The sequence below is a fragment of the Bacteroides sp. 224 genome, from assembly GCF_010500995.1.
Lineage (GTDB): Bacteria > Bacteroidota > Bacteroidia > Bacteroidales > Bacteroidaceae > Bacteroides.
Genome location: NZ_QVMK01000050.1, coordinates 12,599 through 30,245 on the forward strand (window position 1 = coordinate 12,599; position 17,647 = coordinate 30,245).

Genomic DNA, 17,647 nt, shown 5'->3' on the forward strand with positions numbered 1-17,647 from the left:
ACTTTCACCATTTAAACCAAGCTCTCTTCTTTTTCAACGAATCATTCGTTGATACAGGTAAGTGAGCCTTCCCTCCATTTATCATCTGATAAATAATACCCCAATCAGCCATTCCTCCTAAATTTCTGTCATCAATAAATAAATCTGCCTGAAGTTTTCGGGAATAACCATTGTGGGTAGGTTCTTCTTCGGGATAGTTTTTATTCACTGCATAAAAAACAATCCCTTTGGCGGCGCACCAATTTACAGCATCTTCAAGCAATTTGCCTTCGCGTACAGTCCACAAAATTATCTTATGACGCTCTTGTATCAACATTTTTATTGTTTCCGTTGCAAAAGGAATCTCTTTCCCTATCTTAGGATAGCAATGTTCAACAATAGTTCCATCAAAGTCAACTGCTATTATCACTGTAATTATAGTTTAAATATAACGCCGGCACTTAAAGCGGCATTTACAAAGATATCATCTTTATTCACAACATCATAGAACTTCGGACTGATTCTAATACCCGGCTCTGCAAACAAGCTTAGTTTTTCGTTGAGTTTATAGCTAAACTGTATAGAAGCATTTCCTACAATATCGTTGATTTTAGAGTAGCGGTTGCTATACTCTTTATCCAATGAATAATTATTATACCCCACACCTACGAAAGCATTCAAGAAAAACTTTCTATCCGGATCTAACGCGTTAAGCGCCAATAAATTAACCATCCAATCTACCCCTGCCCCAATTGTTGTGGCAGTATAATCTCCTTTCAGCCAAATATTTCCCGCTTCTACATTTACGCGGAATCCGGTATAGCCATTTAACCATACTCCACCAGAGAGTTTTCCTCCTAAAATGCTATTAGCCGAACCATTGAGTGCAGTCAGGCCATTTACTCCGCCCGAAACGAACCATTGTTTTTTATAGAATTCTTGTGCATTCATGCTTGTAAGCATACCTACCAACATGACTATCAATATAGTTACCTTTTTCATATTTATTCCTTTTTAGAGTGAATGATCAAATTTTACCACCAGAGTGTTGTGTAGCTTCTTCATTCTGGTAAACTTCTTCCATACCGGTATAAGCTTTTACTTTTACTACAACTTTAGCGTTTTTGTTACCTTTCACTACAAGATCAAAAGTGTATGTTTTTTCGCTAAACTTAGCACGGTTTCTATAATACATAATATGATTACCACTTACGCTGGCTTTCAGATTATGAATGATGAAATAAGATTTTTCAACACCTCCTTCTTGCGATTCAATTACACGTCGAATGGTTGCAGCAATCTTAGCACGATCGGAATATTGTATTACTTCACCTATTGTTTTCAATGATGTTTCCACTGCTGTTTCCGGATTGACAGTAAAAATCCATCCAGCTTTTGCTTCTACCTTTATATCAATATTTTCTTTGGCATCAAAAACACCACTGTTATCTACCATGAATTCGCTTTTACCATTCACGGTGTTATATTCCGTATTCTTCTCAGCACCGGTTTGCTTTTGCGCTTCTACTTCCAAAGAGTATTTAGATTTCAATTTAGTTGTTTCGAAATGATAGTTCCCGTTACTGGATGTGGGTTCACCTATTTTTTCCCAATCTTTAGGGGCACGGGTCAAATTATCAATTCCATACAAAGTCATTTTACTAAATTGAGCATCTACTCCATCTACATCTTTTATGGTTAGTTTAACATTTCCATCGAAAGTCTTTTTAGTTGCCTCAACAGCAATTGCCATTAATGGAGCTGCAATAGTTTTAGTACCCACCTCCAAGGTAGTAGAAACTGGTAGAGGAGCTTCGTATTGTGTTATCGCTATCGTATTAGTTTCTCCACTTGGAACGGCATTTGCAGGAATATCAATAGTTGCTACATCATTTTTATCTGCAACAGTACCTCCGGTAGAAGTCACTGCTTTAGCTACACTTTTAGGAGCCAACTTAACACCCAATAACAGCATACTACGATTGGCTGCATTATTAGCAATCGTTGCTTCCGCACTTACCGACACGAAATCAGTCTTAGAGAATTCAACCTTAAACTGCTTTTTTGAGTCTACAGCCAGTTGATATCTACCATGCGCATCTGTTGTTGTTGATTCATCTGCAACTTTTACAGTTACTCCGGATAATGTTTCCGAGTTTTCTGCATTAAATACAATTCCGGCAATATAGTATTCTTCTGTATTTGCCATAGGGTCTTCTACAATTTCACTCGCTTTCTCGTCGTCGCCAAAAGTACAACTGTTTAAAGTAAAGATTGCTGCAAAAGCTAACAATCCCCATCTCATTAATTTGTTTCTGTTCATGATTAAATTGATTTATTAAATAATAATTTAGTTAATTCACTTATTTATTTCTTTGATTAGGAAATAACGTATATAGTCCGGTTGATAGAATCGGGCGCTGCGATTCTCGTCTGGGCGGGTGTGGTAGGTGCGGCCCATTTTTTCATCTAAATATTTCCCATACGATTCAACGCTGTATTCGGCAGCAAAGTAGTCGGCTGGTTTAACACGAATCATCCGGTTTCTCTTCCAACTTTTTCCGGCTAAGGGGATAGAAAAATGGAATCCTCCATTAACTTCTCCTTCTACAAACATGCCATATACTCCAACGGCATATTCGCCAAAATGACGAACAAGGTCTCCTCGCAATCCATAGTCTCCATATAAGTAACGACCTGCTTCACCTTTTATCTCCATATTAAACTGTGGCATATAAAGCATACCCTTTAACATGGCATTTATTCGCTGGTTGGTACCAATGTACCAGCCATCTTTACTGTTCACTTCCGAGTATCCGGTACTGCCTATTAACCCACCAATTTCAAATCGTCCATTGGGAGTGCGGTAAGTTAGTTCTGTTTGAACGCCAATCCGGTTTTCTGTAAAGTTTCCGGCAACTACCCGTCCCTGCCAGTTCTTTTTGAATCGTATTTCTTGCGAAAGGGCTATTACTCCGGGACGTATCCGGGTGTGCTCGCCATTCATATTGGTTAGAATGGGGAAGACTACTTGTGCAGTAATCATAGCTCCTTTCCAGGGGGATGTTTGCAGGGCAGGAGAGAGATCTACCGCATAATGGTAGAGCTTATCGAAACTAAAATTCTCCAGTGTTACATCTGGATAAAATACGATGTCGGTTTTCCATTTCGAGGAATTTATCTTGGTAGTCTGTTTTAGTTTATTCGTTGCTTCATCGGTAGCTGTTGTGATGCCCATCTGTCGGTACACATCACTCAAACCGATCTCTTTCTGTTTGTAGGCTGTAATGGTTGCTTCGGTTAATGTGATGCACAATTGGGGAATCTGGTTGTGGAGTACAACCATTTCGAGTGCTCCTGTTTGTATCCCTTCCATCCCTGCCTGGATGGCTTTACCTATTCCGCGATAAGTGCCCCGGTACACATTGTCTTCAAAGGCTACGGTATATGTGCGGTTGTTCTCTGTTACCTGAATATTTTCAAATCCCAGTTGGTGCAGTTTCTCTGCGAGTTGTGCATACGTAGCATTCAATCCACACACTAATATGATCAGTATAAAAACTCTTTTCATCTTGCTTAATGGATTAGTGTGTATTCGTAACGTATGCCACCGGATACGCATTTAAACTCGTGGGTAAAGATATGCATGGAAAGATGTTTCCATACTTTGGCGGCTATGCCCAGGTTAAAGCCTTGTGAGTCGTATTCGGCCATGGTTGAGATTTGTTTCAGGAAGGCGGGGGTGTAGCGGAGGCCGCCGAAGAGGCCGTCTTGCAGGGTGCTGCTGTTTAGTCCGTGGTAGTAGCCTAAAGATAAGGCTAACTTGTGCTCGCTTTTGGGAAGAAGGTTTTTGGTGAGGACGCCGTAAAGGGAAGAAAAGTAGTTCATTCCTTGATTTTTGGGATCGTTTACTCCAAGAGCAATGGCCGGATGATATTTACCTTCTTTCAGTAAGCGTAGTTTGGCTGAGAAAGAACGATCCTGTTCCCTGAATTTATATTTGTTACTCATGAAATCTCCTTTAATCAATGTGCATTTATAGTTTATTTCCAGAAACGAAAAGAAAGTCATGTTTACAAAGTAATTCCATGTGTTATAGTCAAATTTATCAGGAGTTGTTCTTTCCGGAAGAAAGTTGAATCCACCCATAAATGTGCCTGTTTCATTTAGTTCAGCAGTGGGTATGTTGAACTGCCCCGAAAGACCCATACTGTACTGTGCTTTCGCCACGAGGGAGAAAGTAGAGATAGAAAGGAAAATAATTAGTAGTCGTACATTCATTTAAAGCAAGGTTTTGAGTATACATATCCGCATGAGAATCTCTGTTGTTTCATATCGACTTAATTTTTCTGTGTACTTTTTGAGATATAATTTCTATTATTTTGTGACCATAGCGTAAACTTTCGAGTAATACGTTTGAGTATACCCCATTCTTTTTGTAAGCTCGCAAATGATCTTTCAATATTTGTTTATGGCTGTTTATACCTGATGTTGAAGCACCTCCTGTGCGCATGGTTACACAATCCATTGGTATGTATTTTATCTGAATGCGATTTACAAAAATTAATCGTAATAGATGCTCGAAGTCTGCTGCTACTTTATACGAGTTATCAAATGCGCCTAAACGTTCATAAATTTCCCGTCGACAATAAAATGAAGGATGGGCCGGCATAAAACCGAGTCTCATCTTCCATCGCCGAAATGTTTTGGAGGAATAGTAACGCACACATTCGCTTAAATCGTCATTCACATAATGTATATCCCCATATACAGCATCAATTGCAGTATTCTGTAACTCAATAGCAATCTTCTCTACTACATCTGGTGATGTATAAAAGTCATCCGAGTTCAATATTCCAATCACATCACCGGTAGCCATTGCTATTCCTTTGTTCATGGCATCGTACATACCTTTGTCTGGTTCGCTTATCCAATGCAAACGTCCAGAGAAATGTGGTTCCATTGCTTTTATAACCTCCAATGTGTTATCTTGCGAGGCGCCATCAACGATAATGTACTCAATATCCGAATAGGTTTGGTTTAGTACGCTTTCAATAGTACTGCGTAGTGTTTTATCACTGTTGAAGGTAGTCGTAATAATGGAAAATTTCATAAAGAATTAAGATATAACTCGTTCTCTTACTTTTGTAGCTGGCACACCTTGATAAATAGAATAGGCATCTAAATCATGGTTAGCAACTGAACCAACACCTAATATGGAATGAGAATGTAAAGTAATGCCAGGGCATACAACAGACTTGGCACAGACCCAAGAGCCATCTTCCAGTATAATATTTCCAGTGATTAAATCAAAGGTTTCTTTTTTGTAATTATGGTTTCCACAAAGTAACATGGCTCCTTGGCTGATGCATACATTATTTCCTATCTTTACAGTGGCTAGATTGTCAATCCATACATTTTCCCCAATCCATACATTATTTCCGACTATCAAAAGCCAAGGATATTTAATGTTGACTCCAGGTCTTATAATTACATTATGACCTATTTTTGCGCCAAACAACTTAAGCATAGCTAATCTAACTTTAGATGATGGGTTCCCAATATTGCGAATAAAAATAATATTGGCAAAGTACCAGATAAACTTTTTTATACTAGAACCTCCAGAATGGTACCATGAATTGTTGTACAAGGAAAGTTGGACTTTAATCATACACAAAATTGGGTTTATTACCACCTTTCAGCATATAATTATAAAGTTGTATAGTTTGATCTGCTATATGCCCCCAACTAAACTGCTCTTTAACTAAAAGAAATCCATTATTACCCATTTTCGACAACTCATTATCTCTCATTGTGAATATTTGTTGTAATCCATCTGAAATACTTTGCGGATTTGTATCTATACAGACTGCTGCATGTTTATCAAAACCTTCTGGAAGGTTACAGTACTTAGTCATAACTACAGGCAATTTATAGGCCCAAGCTTCTAAAACAGACATAGGCAATCCTTCGCTAAAAGATGGCAATATAAAAGCATTTGCTTTGCAGAGTTCAGATTCTTTGTCTTTTCCTGTAACGGGGCCGATGAATTTAACAATACCGTTTAGTTGATATTTCTCAACAAGCAATTTCAGTTCTTCTAGATGTCCATTCTGACCCCAACCAGCAATTCTAATTGTCCAATTCTTTAAAATTTTAGGTTGACTTAAATTCATTGTATAAAGTCCTTCAATTAATGGAACTAATCCTTTCTTTGGATGAATGCGACCAATAAATAACAATATTTTTTCTTCGTGATTTCGATCAATGGGAGGATTGGTGGGAAGAACTATTCCATTTGGTATGATAGCAATCGGGTTTTTTAGTCCAAATTGACGAATGCTTTCATATTCAGATTTACATAGAGCATGAATACAATCTGCAGAACTTAGATTTCGATATTCGAAAAGTCGCCCAACTATTTTTTTTTTCCATGCAGAGTTTTTAACAGCCCAAGGATCAAGCATTCCATGTGGTTCAATAATCACCTTACAATTGGGATTTGCTTGTTTAGCTTTTAAAGTAGCATGAGAATAATACATCCATATTCCCTGTTGATGAATTATTTCCGGATTTTCATCTGCAATTAGTTTATGTATATCAATAGAGAACCCTAATGCATTACCTCCCGGAAATAATAGTTGATGATAGTTTATCACCTTTACATTTTCATAGGCTATTTTGTCTCTCTCCCAAAATTCATCTACGAGTGACATAATCACTGGAGACACCCCTCTTTGTTGCAATGCTTTACTATAATCTTGCATTGTTGCAAAAAGTCCTCCAGCACGTCTTGATCCATAAGAAGTTAAAAGCAATGATTTCATTATTGTTTTTTTAGTAAATCAATCCATTGAGGAATTATTGATTCAATATTGAATAATTTTGATTTCATAATAGCATTTTCACTCATTGTCATAAGCAAATTCTTATTTGATATCAAATCTGAAATTCTATATTGTATACTTTCTAATCGATCATCAACAATATATCCATTTAAACCATTGTCTATAATATCAATAATAGATGAGAAGTTCTTTTGAGCAATTGGAACGACACCATATTGCATAGATTCAATTAACGTTAAGCCCCATCCTTCAAACTTTGACATCATTAAGAATATTTTAGCTCTTTGATAATATTTAGATGGGTCTTGAAAACCTTCGAATTTTACGTTTCTTAGCTTTAGTGACTGGACCATTTTTTCTAATTTTGGCCTTTCTGTACCATCGCCAACAATAATAAACTTCCAATCTATTGCTGTAGAATTTTGTATCTTTTTCCAAACTTTAAGCATTGCGTCAACTCTTTTTTCAGGGGTTAATCTTCCTACATAAAGTACAATATTTTCTTTTTCTTCAATATTAGCAGGTGTTTTTATCGCTATTGGGTTGTGTATAAATATCACCTTATCTTCCGTGTTTCTATAATCAACCAATTTGCAAAATTCTGATATAAATTGCTTGGACAAAAGAATGTATTGTTTTGAAGTATCCAATAACATGCGTTTTCGTTTCCGTTCTTGATATAGTAAATACGGATGAAAGAATCGACGTAAAAATCCTTTGACTGTTAGAATGGAGTCGAGATTACGCTTATTATAGATAAACAAAGGAGAATTGTGTTCAAAAACATAAAGGGGAATTTTGTGTTTTTTTGATATCGAGCAAATTATTGATTCCGTCGGAGCATAGCTATCTTGATAAATAATAGCATTATAATCGTTATTTTTTAGTATTTGATCTATGTATATATAATTTTTTTTACTTGCCCATCTTTTAGTATTTGGCATTCTCCATAGTCTTATATTATTAGAATTGTAATTGTCATTTTGTTGGCAATGTGATATTATATCTATTTGGTATCCTTTATTGATTAATGCCTGACTGATGATAGATGTAACAGTCTCAATACCACCGACTCCCGGAAAACGAGTAAGATAAAATAATAGTTTCATTTTAAGGTATCGCTTTACTACATGGACCTTCCATTATAGTTGTTTCTTGCCCACTGGTCAAGCAATCTATCAATTGAAGTAAATTTTCAGCAGCAGTTTGCGGTCCCCATAGCTCTCTAATTGTTGTATAGGCTTTGCGAGCATATTCTTCACATACATCACGATGTTTCATTAAATATTCAACATTGTTGATTAATGATTGTACATCTCTAGTTCTAAATATGCAGCCATTTTCCTTGTTTTTGATTAAATATGGAATAGATCCTACAGCTTCAGCTCCAACTACAGTACATCCATTATTCATTGCTTCATTAACGATAGCCCCCCAGCCCTCATTGCGATCACTTGTGATTAAAAGTATATGATGTTTCTGTATTTCTAATAACAAATCCTTGTTTGGTAGATTCCCTCGAAGTGAAATAACATCAGAAAGCCCCTCTTTATTTATCATATCTTTAGTTTTCTCCAATAATTTACCTGATCCATACATATTAACTGTAAAGTTATACCCTTTTAGATGTAGAAATTTTGCCATTTTTACTGGTATTTCTGGGTGCTTCCAATTAAGAAAACGCCCTACCCACAATATTGAAAAAGGTTCTTTTTGTTTCTTTAATAAAATGTTCTGGATATCAACATTTTCTGTTTGAGGAAAATACCCCCATTTATAACACCTGTTATTATAAGCAGCAAAAGTACGAAGGTCAGATGAAGCATAAGCACTTGCACAAAGCATATAAAATGAACCGTAGCGTAAGTTCAGGTGGTAATTCCATAACCATTTTTGAAAGTTTGGTGAAAAAATATTAGTTAATCCACGTTTAAGCCATCGTTCATTGCATTGAAATGTTATTTTTTTTGTTCGGGCTCTGATTTTCTCGAAATGTTCAAGACCAACCCATCCAAATATGGCAACATCTGCTTTTTTTGCTAATTCCTCTGCTAATTGATATTCATAATGGTTATTATATGTTTTAATAATATAAGGTTTAGAAGAAAAATCTGGATATCCACTTTTTTTTAATGTCTCAGGTATTGGCATGGTTGCAATAAAACGATATTTACCCTCTGTTAGTTGAAAAAGTTTATCGGAAACAGCCACTTGATGGTGGTTTAGGAAATTGGAGAAAAATACTATTTTCATTATAGTTTTGTAATTTTCTTGTTTTGGTTAAAATCATCAGAGATAACGCATGGCAAGCTTAGTAAGAATAATATTGTCTCATTTTGCTTAACTCCAACTACATACCAAGAAGAAATTAGAAATAATATTATGCCTAATTGAAACATTATTTTTGCATTTATATCATTTTGCAAAAATGATTTTTTATATTGTTTGATATAGAGATTTGTAAATAATATAATTACAATAATACCAACTAATCCAAATGCTGAAATATATGCAGGAAAAAAATTTCCGCCACCATTAACAATACCCTTTTTGCCAGAACGAATCGTTTGTACTTCTCCTGATTTTAGCGTCCATGCTGGTAAGTTTTTATTGTAAAAAAAACCTTGGTTACCATTTCCAACACCTAAGATTGGATTTTCATAAAAGACTTTCATATCATTAATAATAGTAGATACTCGCATTGCTGTTGATTGATTGCTTCTATCTAATAGCTTTCCATATATTGTATATGCAAAAGTTTTGTTTTGCATATTTGATGTTTTTGAAAAGCTATCAGCGCTATATAATATTGCCATAAATAATCCAAGAGAGAAAAAAAGTATATATATATATGTGTGTATATTATGTCTCAAAATAATTATTCCTCCTACCACAGTAATCACTAAAAAAGAGATAAGTGCTTGAGTTGAATTTGATAATAAAAATAAGATCGCAAATAGAACATAAATAATTACATAAACTATTAAATACCCAAAACGTTTTCTATTACAATAAATTTGAGAAATAGTGTATGGAATTATAATAAAACATAAAATAGAAACTGATGCTGGTTCACTACCAAAAAGAGTAACCCCTCTATCTAGTAATACTAGATATTCTAATTTTTTTAAGCTTAAAAAAGAAGAAAGAAATGTGTAAATATTAGTAGCAAGACTATAGCCAGACATGGAAGCTAATTGTAAGTAACCAATGATAAGTAAAATAATTATTTGAGTTTTAAAAATATTTTTAAGTTGATTAAAATTGACATTATAGGAAAGATTATAATAATTGTAATAAATAGATGCTAAAGCTAGAAAATAAAGTATTATATCACCTCTGATAGCAGTAAAACTATCTTCTCCATTAATAACTCCTAATTCTGAATGTAGTAGAAGAGATATTATAAACGAATACATGGTCATAAAAATACATAAATAACAAAAGACTCTTATACCATTACTATAATAAAACCAACCTCGATAAATGATCAATACCATCCCAAGTAACATTAACAAAGAGCTAAATGAAATTAATATAGAATTGATAAAATCTCCAAAAGGGAATTCTATAAATCTATCAAAAGGTAGAAAAAATACATATAATTTATAAATGGAACGTTCTAGCGCTTTGTAATTCATTGGTATATTTATTCTTTATAACTTTATGTTTGTTTCTATTTTTACATAAATAAATCATAATGAAAGATTCCCTGCTTTATGTCTTTTCTGTATTTGTCACAAAAAAGTTGAGCTTTAAAAATATCACTAGCTTTTTGTTTATATATTATCCGATATAAATAGTCTCCAATATTTGCCCAACGCGTAGCAAATCTATAAAATGGGGATTTGAAATGTTTATAACTAAGATATTCCCGATGTATAATAAACATATATGTAGCCTTCTTTGAGGGAGTTCTATATTCTTGGGATACATTATGTTTAACTATTACATCGTTACTCATTATACATTTTTTTCCTTCTTGATGCGATTTTTTATAATATGTATAGGTAAAATCTAAATCTTCCGCATAAGCATAGTACTGTAGGTTTTCATCAAACTTAATATTCCATTTCATCAAACAAGATTTTCTAATTGCAAAGAAAAATCCCATCGCCCATTCTGTTTCAGTCATAGAATGTATTTCTATAGGAAACCGGCCATACATACTAGGCGTTACGTGACCTAAATGTCGTTTGAAAAATGTATGCTTATAGAAAAGAATTCCTAATAGTGAATTCCGATTTTTTTCATTTTCATTCAACCCTCCCAACATAGAAATTTTATTATTGCTAAATATATCACTGATATTAGTTAGTGTATCTATCCTAACATCTACATCATCATCCATAAATATTATTATTTCATTTGATGCTAAACTCAAACCAATATTTCGTGCTCCTGTTATTGTTTGTCTTTCAAACTTGATATATTTAATGTTTAAAAAGGAATTATTACACAATTGATATATTTGGTTGGCTAAATAAATATCTGGTGTTTGATCAATAACTATGATTTCATCTGGTAAATGAGCTGATAATTCTATATGTTTTATAGTGCGATTTAATGAATCATAACGATTAAGGGTAGGTATAATAATTGATATTTGTTGTGCTTCCATAAGAATTGATTATTTATTTAGTTGAAATGTTCTCAATATATTGGATCCACATTGTTTCCCATTTTTCTTTTGAGAATCCATATTGTACAGTTTTGTAAGCGTTAGAACATATTAAATCAAACCTTGATTTTTCCATGGTTAAAACATCATTTATCGTTTTAAATAACTCGTTTTCATCTGGATATACCAGACTACCATTAAATCGGTCTATTAATATATTAGATATTCCACCTACATGTGTGGCTATAGGGTAGCATCCAGCAGACATTGCTTCTAATAAGGACAATGATGTACCCTCTGAAAAAATAGTTGGAACTATCGCTATATCGTATCCTTTATGGAAAAGAACTGATTCTTTGTTTTTAAAAGATGTTACTTTAACTTGGGGAGTGTCAGCAAATTCTAGTTTGATAACCGATTCTAGAGGTCCTTCTCCTGCAAAAGTAATTTCTAGGTTTGGATATTCTTTTAGAAGTTTTTTTGCTACATTTTTAAACAATATTGTGCCTCTGTGTTCAACAAAGCGTCTTGCAAATAAAATTTTGTTCCTTTGTTGTCCAACTAGTTTTGATGAGAATTCTTGTGGACTAATTATATCACGGGAGTAATTGGGAATAACTCTTATATAGCTATCTGATTTTATGGTTTCTAGAGTTCTAAACCAATTATAGAAATTGTAGTCAACACAAATAATATTTTTTAAACATTTTATTCGATAAATATTCTTTAGGCATTTTAGTGTTTTAATAATTGTACCATAAAATTTATATATAGGAATATCAAATGCAATTCCATGCTGTATCGCAATAACATTATTTGCCTTTGATTTTATGTCTAATTGATCTGTAGAAATTATGAAAATATTATTCGGATTGTTGTGTCTTTTATAAATTTCATCAAAACACTCTTGAAAATAGTTTCTATTAAATTTATTTTTGCAAATGTTCCGAATTTCTATGTTTTCGAAGGTATAGCTATTAGAATCATTTGTTTTATTTGCCTGATAAATAATGCTTTTGAACTTTAAAGAGATTGCTAATTTAGCTAAGTCATACATATAAGTTTGTACTCCCCCGATAGATATGCTATTATACTTAGGATCATAAAATCCAATTCTCATTAAAATAATAAACTCTTTCATGTTATTTTGATTTAATTTCCTTTTGTTTTTTGTATAAATTGGCGAATAAATCCTATTTCCTTAATTTTGCTACGCATAATATTTTGTTTACTTATTGGTACATATTTGTGTGAAATTTCCTTGAATGATTGATGATTTTTTCTTTGATTAAAATCTTCAAAAAAAGCATTTCGATCTTTTGATGGGTTGCAGGAACTTGTTAACATAGGTTGTACAGACTGGGCAACATCAATGCTACTTTGTTCGTAATCAAAACAACTAGCAATGTTATCAAATATTATTTTCCCAGTAGGTGAATGAATAATAATCATTGAGATCCCATTTGTTATTGATAATTTGATGTTGGTAGTGTTTATTCCCCAAAAGTCGGCCATAGTAATGTCACTTTCTCTATGGCTTTTTTTATAACAACAATTGTGACATGATTCTCTTAAAGAAATACATGAGTGAAAACTTTTAATGTATGGTTCTGCATACAATGCTCTAAAATACTCCTTTCCGTTGCTAAACTTGATTGAAAGAGAGTGCGAATTTGCTCCATATTTTTTACTTCTAAAAGACAGAGTAGCGATTTTTGATTTGTATTTTTTTTCTATATCATCTAGGTGTTTACGGAGAATCATAGGGCTTGGAACCCCCATACATATAAAGTCTATTAATATCAAATTTTCATAATCTTTCTGTAAATAATTTCTAAGTGCACCTATTTCGCATGGAGTACCACTAAACAAAACTAATCTCTTTTTTTTTAATTCATTTTTTACAGACAACCAAATGCTGTCTTTGTCACTTTGTACATATTTGCTCCCTAGAAATGTCTTGAGTTCATTGATGTTTTCTGCTTTTGCATGTATTGCCTTCATGTTATCATCAAATTTAACACCGAAAACACATCCTCCTTTTTCTATGACCCATTTGCCAATTTCATAAAAAAATGCTCCAGAAGAACTCATCGAAAGGATGGATTTATTTTTGTTTTTGCATGCATACACTTTGACTGGAAAGTGTATATTTCTATTGGGTAAACAAGAATTCGTAGGGCAAATGTTTTTACATAAACTACATTCTGTACATTTGGAAATATCTATGTTAGGATACAAGAAACCTTCTGTCGAGGGTCTCATCTCAATACATTTTTGTGGACAAATTGCACTGCAGATACCACAGCCACAGCACTTTATTTTATCTGTAATTTTTAATATGGCCATTGCTTAAATAACGAAATTAGAGTATGAATTACTTGGTATGTTGTATTCTTATTGAAAATTAGTGATAGCAGGAGATAGGAGGCAACTCCGATTATTAGTTGTAAGGATAGGCAAATTAATGGTGACAAATTTTCAACTAATAGAATGAGCCATGCTATACTTGAAGAGAAAATAGCGATAATCAATGTGTTTGATATGTCTTTTAGCTGGTTGATAATAGAATATCCTAGATATTTACTACCTGGTTGCATGTTAATACCTAAGGCTATAAATGAATTCAAAACACGTCCTAAAGCTATCCAATAAATCCCTAAATGAAGCATAATATATAATAAGGATAAATCTATTGCTTTTTTTATCATTTCATTTTTTAAGAATATATCACTTCTTCCAATTGCACTGATAGCTTGAAGATTAGATGAATGTAGAGGATATGTTGCATATAAAATACAAGAAAATTGAAAAAATGGTATTGCACTAATCCATTTTTCTGTTAGAATAATAAGTACTAATGGCTTTGCAGCAGCAGCTAATAATAACATCAATGGGAATATAGTAAAACAACTTAATGTGTTTGCTTTTTTAATATAATATTTTAATTCATTTTTATTGTTTTGCATCAATGAAAATGCAGGGAACAGTACAGTCCCTAATGATGTTGTGAAAGTTTCGGATATTGAGCTAGGAATTTTATTTCCAATGTCGTAAGATCCCAATTCGGTTTTTGTGTAAAATTTCCCCACTGTTATTGTGTAGATATCTGTCACAATGATAGATAGGAATGAAGCACACATCAATTTCCATCCATAAGAAAATAGCGATTTAACTCTTTTTATGGAGAATTTCCTGTTCGGGAACCAGTTTACTAAATAAGCTAAATTTATTGTCACTACTAATTTGTTTGTTACATATTGAATAACAATAGCCCATACACCCAACCCATAGAACGCACAGATGATTGCAGCTACAGCTGATATGATAATTCCTATAAAACTACCAATAAATAGTTTTTTAAACATCATTTTTTTAGTTAAGTAGGCAGTCTGTATGGAATTATATGCACCTATTATAAGTGTAATTGCTATTACTCTTAGTAATATAGATATTTTATAATTGTTAAAAAAAATAGCTATTTTTGGAGCGGTAATGAATAACAGGAAATAAAAGAATAAAGATAAAGCTAGACAAAGATAAAATACGGAAGAAAAATCAATATTATCTGCATCATTTTTTTGAATAAGAGAAGATGCAAATCCACTATTGATAAAAACATTTGCAATGTTTATAAATACCAATAAAAGGGCACACGTCCCATAATCTTCAGGGACTAAAAGTCTAGCTAATATAATTTGAATAACAAATTGAATGATTTTGCTGCCTCCTCGTTCTAAGAGTGTCCAAAATAATCCAGATGATACTTTTTGTGAAATTTGATTACTCATTGATAGACGTTAATAAATAGTCAATGGATTTAGTTCTAAATTGATCTATTTTTTGATGGACTGCCTCATAATCTATTGAACTATAATCTTCAGGTACATCATCAATGAGACGATTTTCAAGGTTTGTAATTTGAAGAATATTATGAATGCGTGAATTTTGATTGATAGGGTCATTTTGAGCGAATCGTTCAAATATATAAACATTTTTTTTAAATATAATTGAAAATACTAATCCATGAAAAGAATCAGTTAAAATCATTATAGCATCTTTAATATATGATAAAAACTCCTTAGGACCGGCATCCTTTATAATTGTGAAATTATATCCCTTGTCTATAAAGGAGCGTGATAAACAAATAATTTCATAATTATTTGTTTTACTTATTTCTTTAGCTATCTCTCTATGGCTTTTATTTTCTCCTAAGAAATAACAGAGTATAAATTTTTTACTCTTAACACATTTGCTTTGGGCTATTTGTAGCCATTCTTCTTTTTGTATAAGAAATGAAGGATCTAAAACAACTTCAGCTTTAATATTGAACTCTTTTTTCAGTAATTCAGCACCTTTTTTTTCTCTAACAGATATTTGGTTAAATAAAGATAACCAATGTTGATACTCAGATTTCAGTTTTGTTGGTATTTCTATCAAACCGATACTCGCTGCATAAGAAATTTTTTTTTTGTCTTTATTGACAAATGAAAGCATGTAGGAATCTTCATATACATTGGGTGCCCAAATCTGATCACTTCCAGCAATGAAAATATCAAATAAATTGTTTGTTTTGATTAATTCTTGCTTTTTTCGAATAATAGAAGTTTCCTTAAAATACGAATGTTCAAAAGAAAGAAATCGATAATGGAGATGTTTAGAAAAGAAAGATGGAAGCAAGAAATCTAGTTTAGACAATAATAAGCGAATGAGAAATAACTTAGGCCTTTTTCTGCAATAATTGATTATTTTCGCATCATATCCTTTGTTATTTAAAAATGTATGTAGTGCATATGCTTGTAATGCACTTCCAAAATTTGGATAATAATGCCAAGTTATAATTCCTATTCTTTTGTTCTCTTGTCTTTCTTTTATCATAATCACATGTCTTAATCTGTAAATATTCACTATATAGCTATCCTTTGCTCTTTACAGCCGTTTAATTAGAATAGACTACAGTTTATCAATTAAAAAGTTTACAATTCTACTACAGGCTTTTCCATCGCCGTATGGATTTATGATTTTACTCATTTGCTGATAATACGAACAATCATCAATTAAAAGTGAGACTTCTTTTATTATTTTTGCATAATCTGTTCCTACCAACTTTACTGTTCCAGCTTGTACTGCCTCTGGGCGTTCAGTTATTTCTCTCATAACAAGAACGGGTTTTCCTAGTCCAGGGGCTTCTTCTTGAATTCCACCACTGTCAGTTAGTATGATACTAGATTTTTTCATTAAATATATGAAACTAAGATATTCTAGCGGTTCAATGAAAAATATATTTGTTGTTTTCTTTAAATATTCGTCTTCGAAAAACTCATCAATGACAGTTCTTACATTTGGATTAGGATGCATTGGATAAATAAAGTCGATATCAGAATATCTTTGTGCAAGATCTCTAATCGCTTTACATATATTTCTAAACCCATGTCCAAAGTTTTCTCGACGATGACTTGTTATTAAGATTATTTTTCTTTGTCTGTTTATGTTATATCCTTTTTTTAGAATTTCATTCTGAAGGTTTTTATTTAATATATCATCCTTTTCAAAACATTTAATTACCCAATAAAGAGAGTCAATAACAGTATTTCCTGTTACTATAATCTTATTATTGTCAACAGCTTCCATTAGCAAGTTCTCACGGCTTAATGCTGTGGGTGCAAAATGGTAAGAAGATATTCTTGTAACAATTTGACGATTAATTTCTTCTGGCCATGGGCTATAGATATTATTAGTGCGAAGACCTGCTTCTACATGTCCTATTTTTATCTGTTGATAATACGCAGCAAGCGCTGTAGCCATAGAAGTGGTTGTGTCTCCATGCACCAATACTAGATCAGGTGCATTTTCTTTCAGTATATCTCTCAAACCAAATAATATTCGAGCTGTGATATCATATAAGTCTTGATTATATTTCATTATATTCAAGTCATAATCAGCTCGGATGTTAAATACGGTTAATACTTGGTCTAGCATCTCACGATGTTGTCCAGTTACACATATTATCGTTTCGATCTTTTGCTGGTGCAGTTGAAACTCTTTTATTAGTGGAGCCATTTTTATTGCTTCTGGACGAGTGCCAAAGACAAACATTATTTTTTTCATACGTAAATTAAGTTGTGCTCCCCACTGCCGAGGAGCGTTTTAAATCATTTTTCAATCTATTACTTTGAATTCAGACAAAAGAAAGAATAGC

Annotated in this window: 17 protein-coding genes; all 17 read right to left on the reverse strand. The window is 32.8% G+C overall.

Translation table 11 applies throughout. The features are described from left to right. Positions 1-4: 4 nt before the first annotated feature. Positions 5-409 carry a BT0820 family HAD-type phosphatase gene (locus D0T60_RS17055; RefSeq protein ID WP_163219430.1) on the reverse strand — a complete coding sequence of 135 codons (405 nt, stop codon included), beginning with the start codon at positions 407-409 and terminating at the stop codon, positions 5-7. A gap of 5 nt (positions 410-414) precedes the next feature. Further along, a complete protein-coding gene (locus tag D0T60_RS17060) occupies positions 415-981 on the reverse strand; it encodes a hypothetical protein (RefSeq protein WP_163219432.1) in 567 nt (188 codons plus the stop codon). Positions 982-1,006: 25 nt separating this feature from the next. Then, complete coding sequence (locus D0T60_RS17065; RefSeq protein ID WP_163219434.1) at positions 1,007-2,302, reverse strand: carboxypeptidase-like regulatory domain-containing protein; 1,296 nt, start codon at positions 2,300-2,302, stop codon at positions 1,007-1,009. 36 nt (positions 2,303-2,338) lie between these two features. Next, a complete protein-coding gene (locus D0T60_RS17070; protein WP_163219436.1) occupies positions 2,339-3,550 on the reverse strand; it encodes a YjbH domain-containing protein in 1,212 nt (403 codons plus the stop codon). A gap of 5 nt (positions 3,551-3,555) precedes the next feature. After that, the gene (locus D0T60_RS17075; RefSeq protein ID WP_163219438.1) at positions 3,556-4,260 is read right to left on the reverse strand and encodes a YjbH domain-containing protein; all 705 of its coding nucleotides are present in this window, start codon (positions 4,258-4,260) and stop codon (positions 3,556-3,558) included. 49 nt (positions 4,261-4,309) lie between these two features. Continuing rightward, positions 4,310-5,092, reverse strand: coding sequence for a glycosyltransferase family 2 protein (locus tag D0T60_RS17080; RefSeq protein ID WP_163219440.1), 783 nt, complete (start codon positions 5,090-5,092; stop codon positions 4,310-4,312). A 6-nt stretch (positions 5,093-5,098) separates the two neighbouring features. Then, positions 5,099-5,650 (reverse strand): WcaF family extracellular polysaccharide biosynthesis acetyltransferase, encoded by a 552-nt coding sequence (locus tag D0T60_RS17085; protein WP_163219442.1) that lies wholly within the window; start codon positions 5,648-5,650, stop codon positions 5,099-5,101. Further along, positions 5,643-6,806 (reverse strand): glycosyltransferase, encoded by a 1,164-nt coding sequence (locus D0T60_RS17090; RefSeq protein ID WP_163219444.1) that lies wholly within the window; start codon positions 6,804-6,806, stop codon positions 5,643-5,645. The genes D0T60_RS17085 and D0T60_RS17090 overlap by 8 nt, the downstream gene beginning before the upstream one ends. Next, the gene (locus D0T60_RS17095) at positions 6,806-7,936 is read right to left on the reverse strand and encodes a glycosyltransferase (RefSeq protein WP_163219446.1); all 1,131 of its coding nucleotides are present in this window, start codon (positions 7,934-7,936) and stop codon (positions 6,806-6,808) included. Before D0T60_RS17095 ends, D0T60_RS17090 begins: the two co-directional genes overlap by 1 nt. Before the next feature lies 1 nt (position 7,937). Continuing rightward, the gene (locus D0T60_RS17100) at positions 7,938-9,080 is read right to left on the reverse strand and encodes a glycosyltransferase family 4 protein (RefSeq protein ID WP_163219448.1); all 1,143 of its coding nucleotides are present in this window, start codon (positions 9,078-9,080) and stop codon (positions 7,938-7,940) included. Next, positions 9,080-10,468 (reverse strand): O-antigen ligase family protein, encoded by a 1,389-nt coding sequence (locus tag D0T60_RS17105; RefSeq protein ID WP_163219450.1) that lies wholly within the window; start codon positions 10,466-10,468, stop codon positions 9,080-9,082. The genes D0T60_RS17100 and D0T60_RS17105 overlap by 1 nt, the downstream gene beginning before the upstream one ends. A 41-nt stretch (positions 10,469-10,509) precedes the next feature. Continuing rightward, complete coding sequence (locus D0T60_RS17110; RefSeq protein ID WP_163219451.1) at positions 10,510-11,448, reverse strand: glycosyltransferase family 2 protein; 939 nt, start codon at positions 11,446-11,448, stop codon at positions 10,510-10,512. Between the two features lie 13 nt (positions 11,449-11,461). Next, positions 11,462-12,589 carry a glycosyltransferase family 4 protein gene (locus D0T60_RS17115; protein WP_163219453.1) on the reverse strand — a complete coding sequence of 376 codons (1,128 nt, stop codon included), beginning with the start codon at positions 12,587-12,589 and terminating at the stop codon, positions 11,462-11,464. Positions 12,590-12,600: 11 nt separating this feature from the next. After that, a complete protein-coding gene (locus tag D0T60_RS17120) occupies positions 12,601-13,797 on the reverse strand; it encodes a Coenzyme F420 hydrogenase/dehydrogenase, beta subunit C-terminal domain (protein ID WP_163219455.1) in 1,197 nt (398 codons plus the stop codon). Continuing rightward, positions 13,785-15,239, reverse strand: a complete 1,455-nt coding sequence (locus D0T60_RS17125; protein WP_163219457.1) for a lipopolysaccharide biosynthesis protein — start codon at positions 15,237-15,239, stop codon at positions 13,785-13,787. Before D0T60_RS17125 ends, D0T60_RS17120 begins: the two co-directional genes overlap by 13 nt. After that, on the reverse strand, positions 15,232-16,326 hold the full coding sequence (locus D0T60_RS17130; RefSeq protein WP_163219459.1) for a polysaccharide pyruvyl transferase family protein: 1,095 nt from the start codon (positions 16,324-16,326) through the stop codon (positions 15,232-15,234). Before D0T60_RS17130 ends, D0T60_RS17125 begins: the two co-directional genes overlap by 8 nt. A gap of 75 nt (positions 16,327-16,401) precedes the next feature. Further along, on the reverse strand, positions 16,402-17,556 hold the full coding sequence (gene wecB / locus D0T60_RS17135) for a non-hydrolyzing UDP-N-acetylglucosamine 2-epimerase (protein ID WP_163219461.1): 1,155 nt from the start codon (positions 17,554-17,556) through the stop codon (positions 16,402-16,404). Between the last annotated feature and the right edge of the window lie 91 nt (positions 17,557-17,647).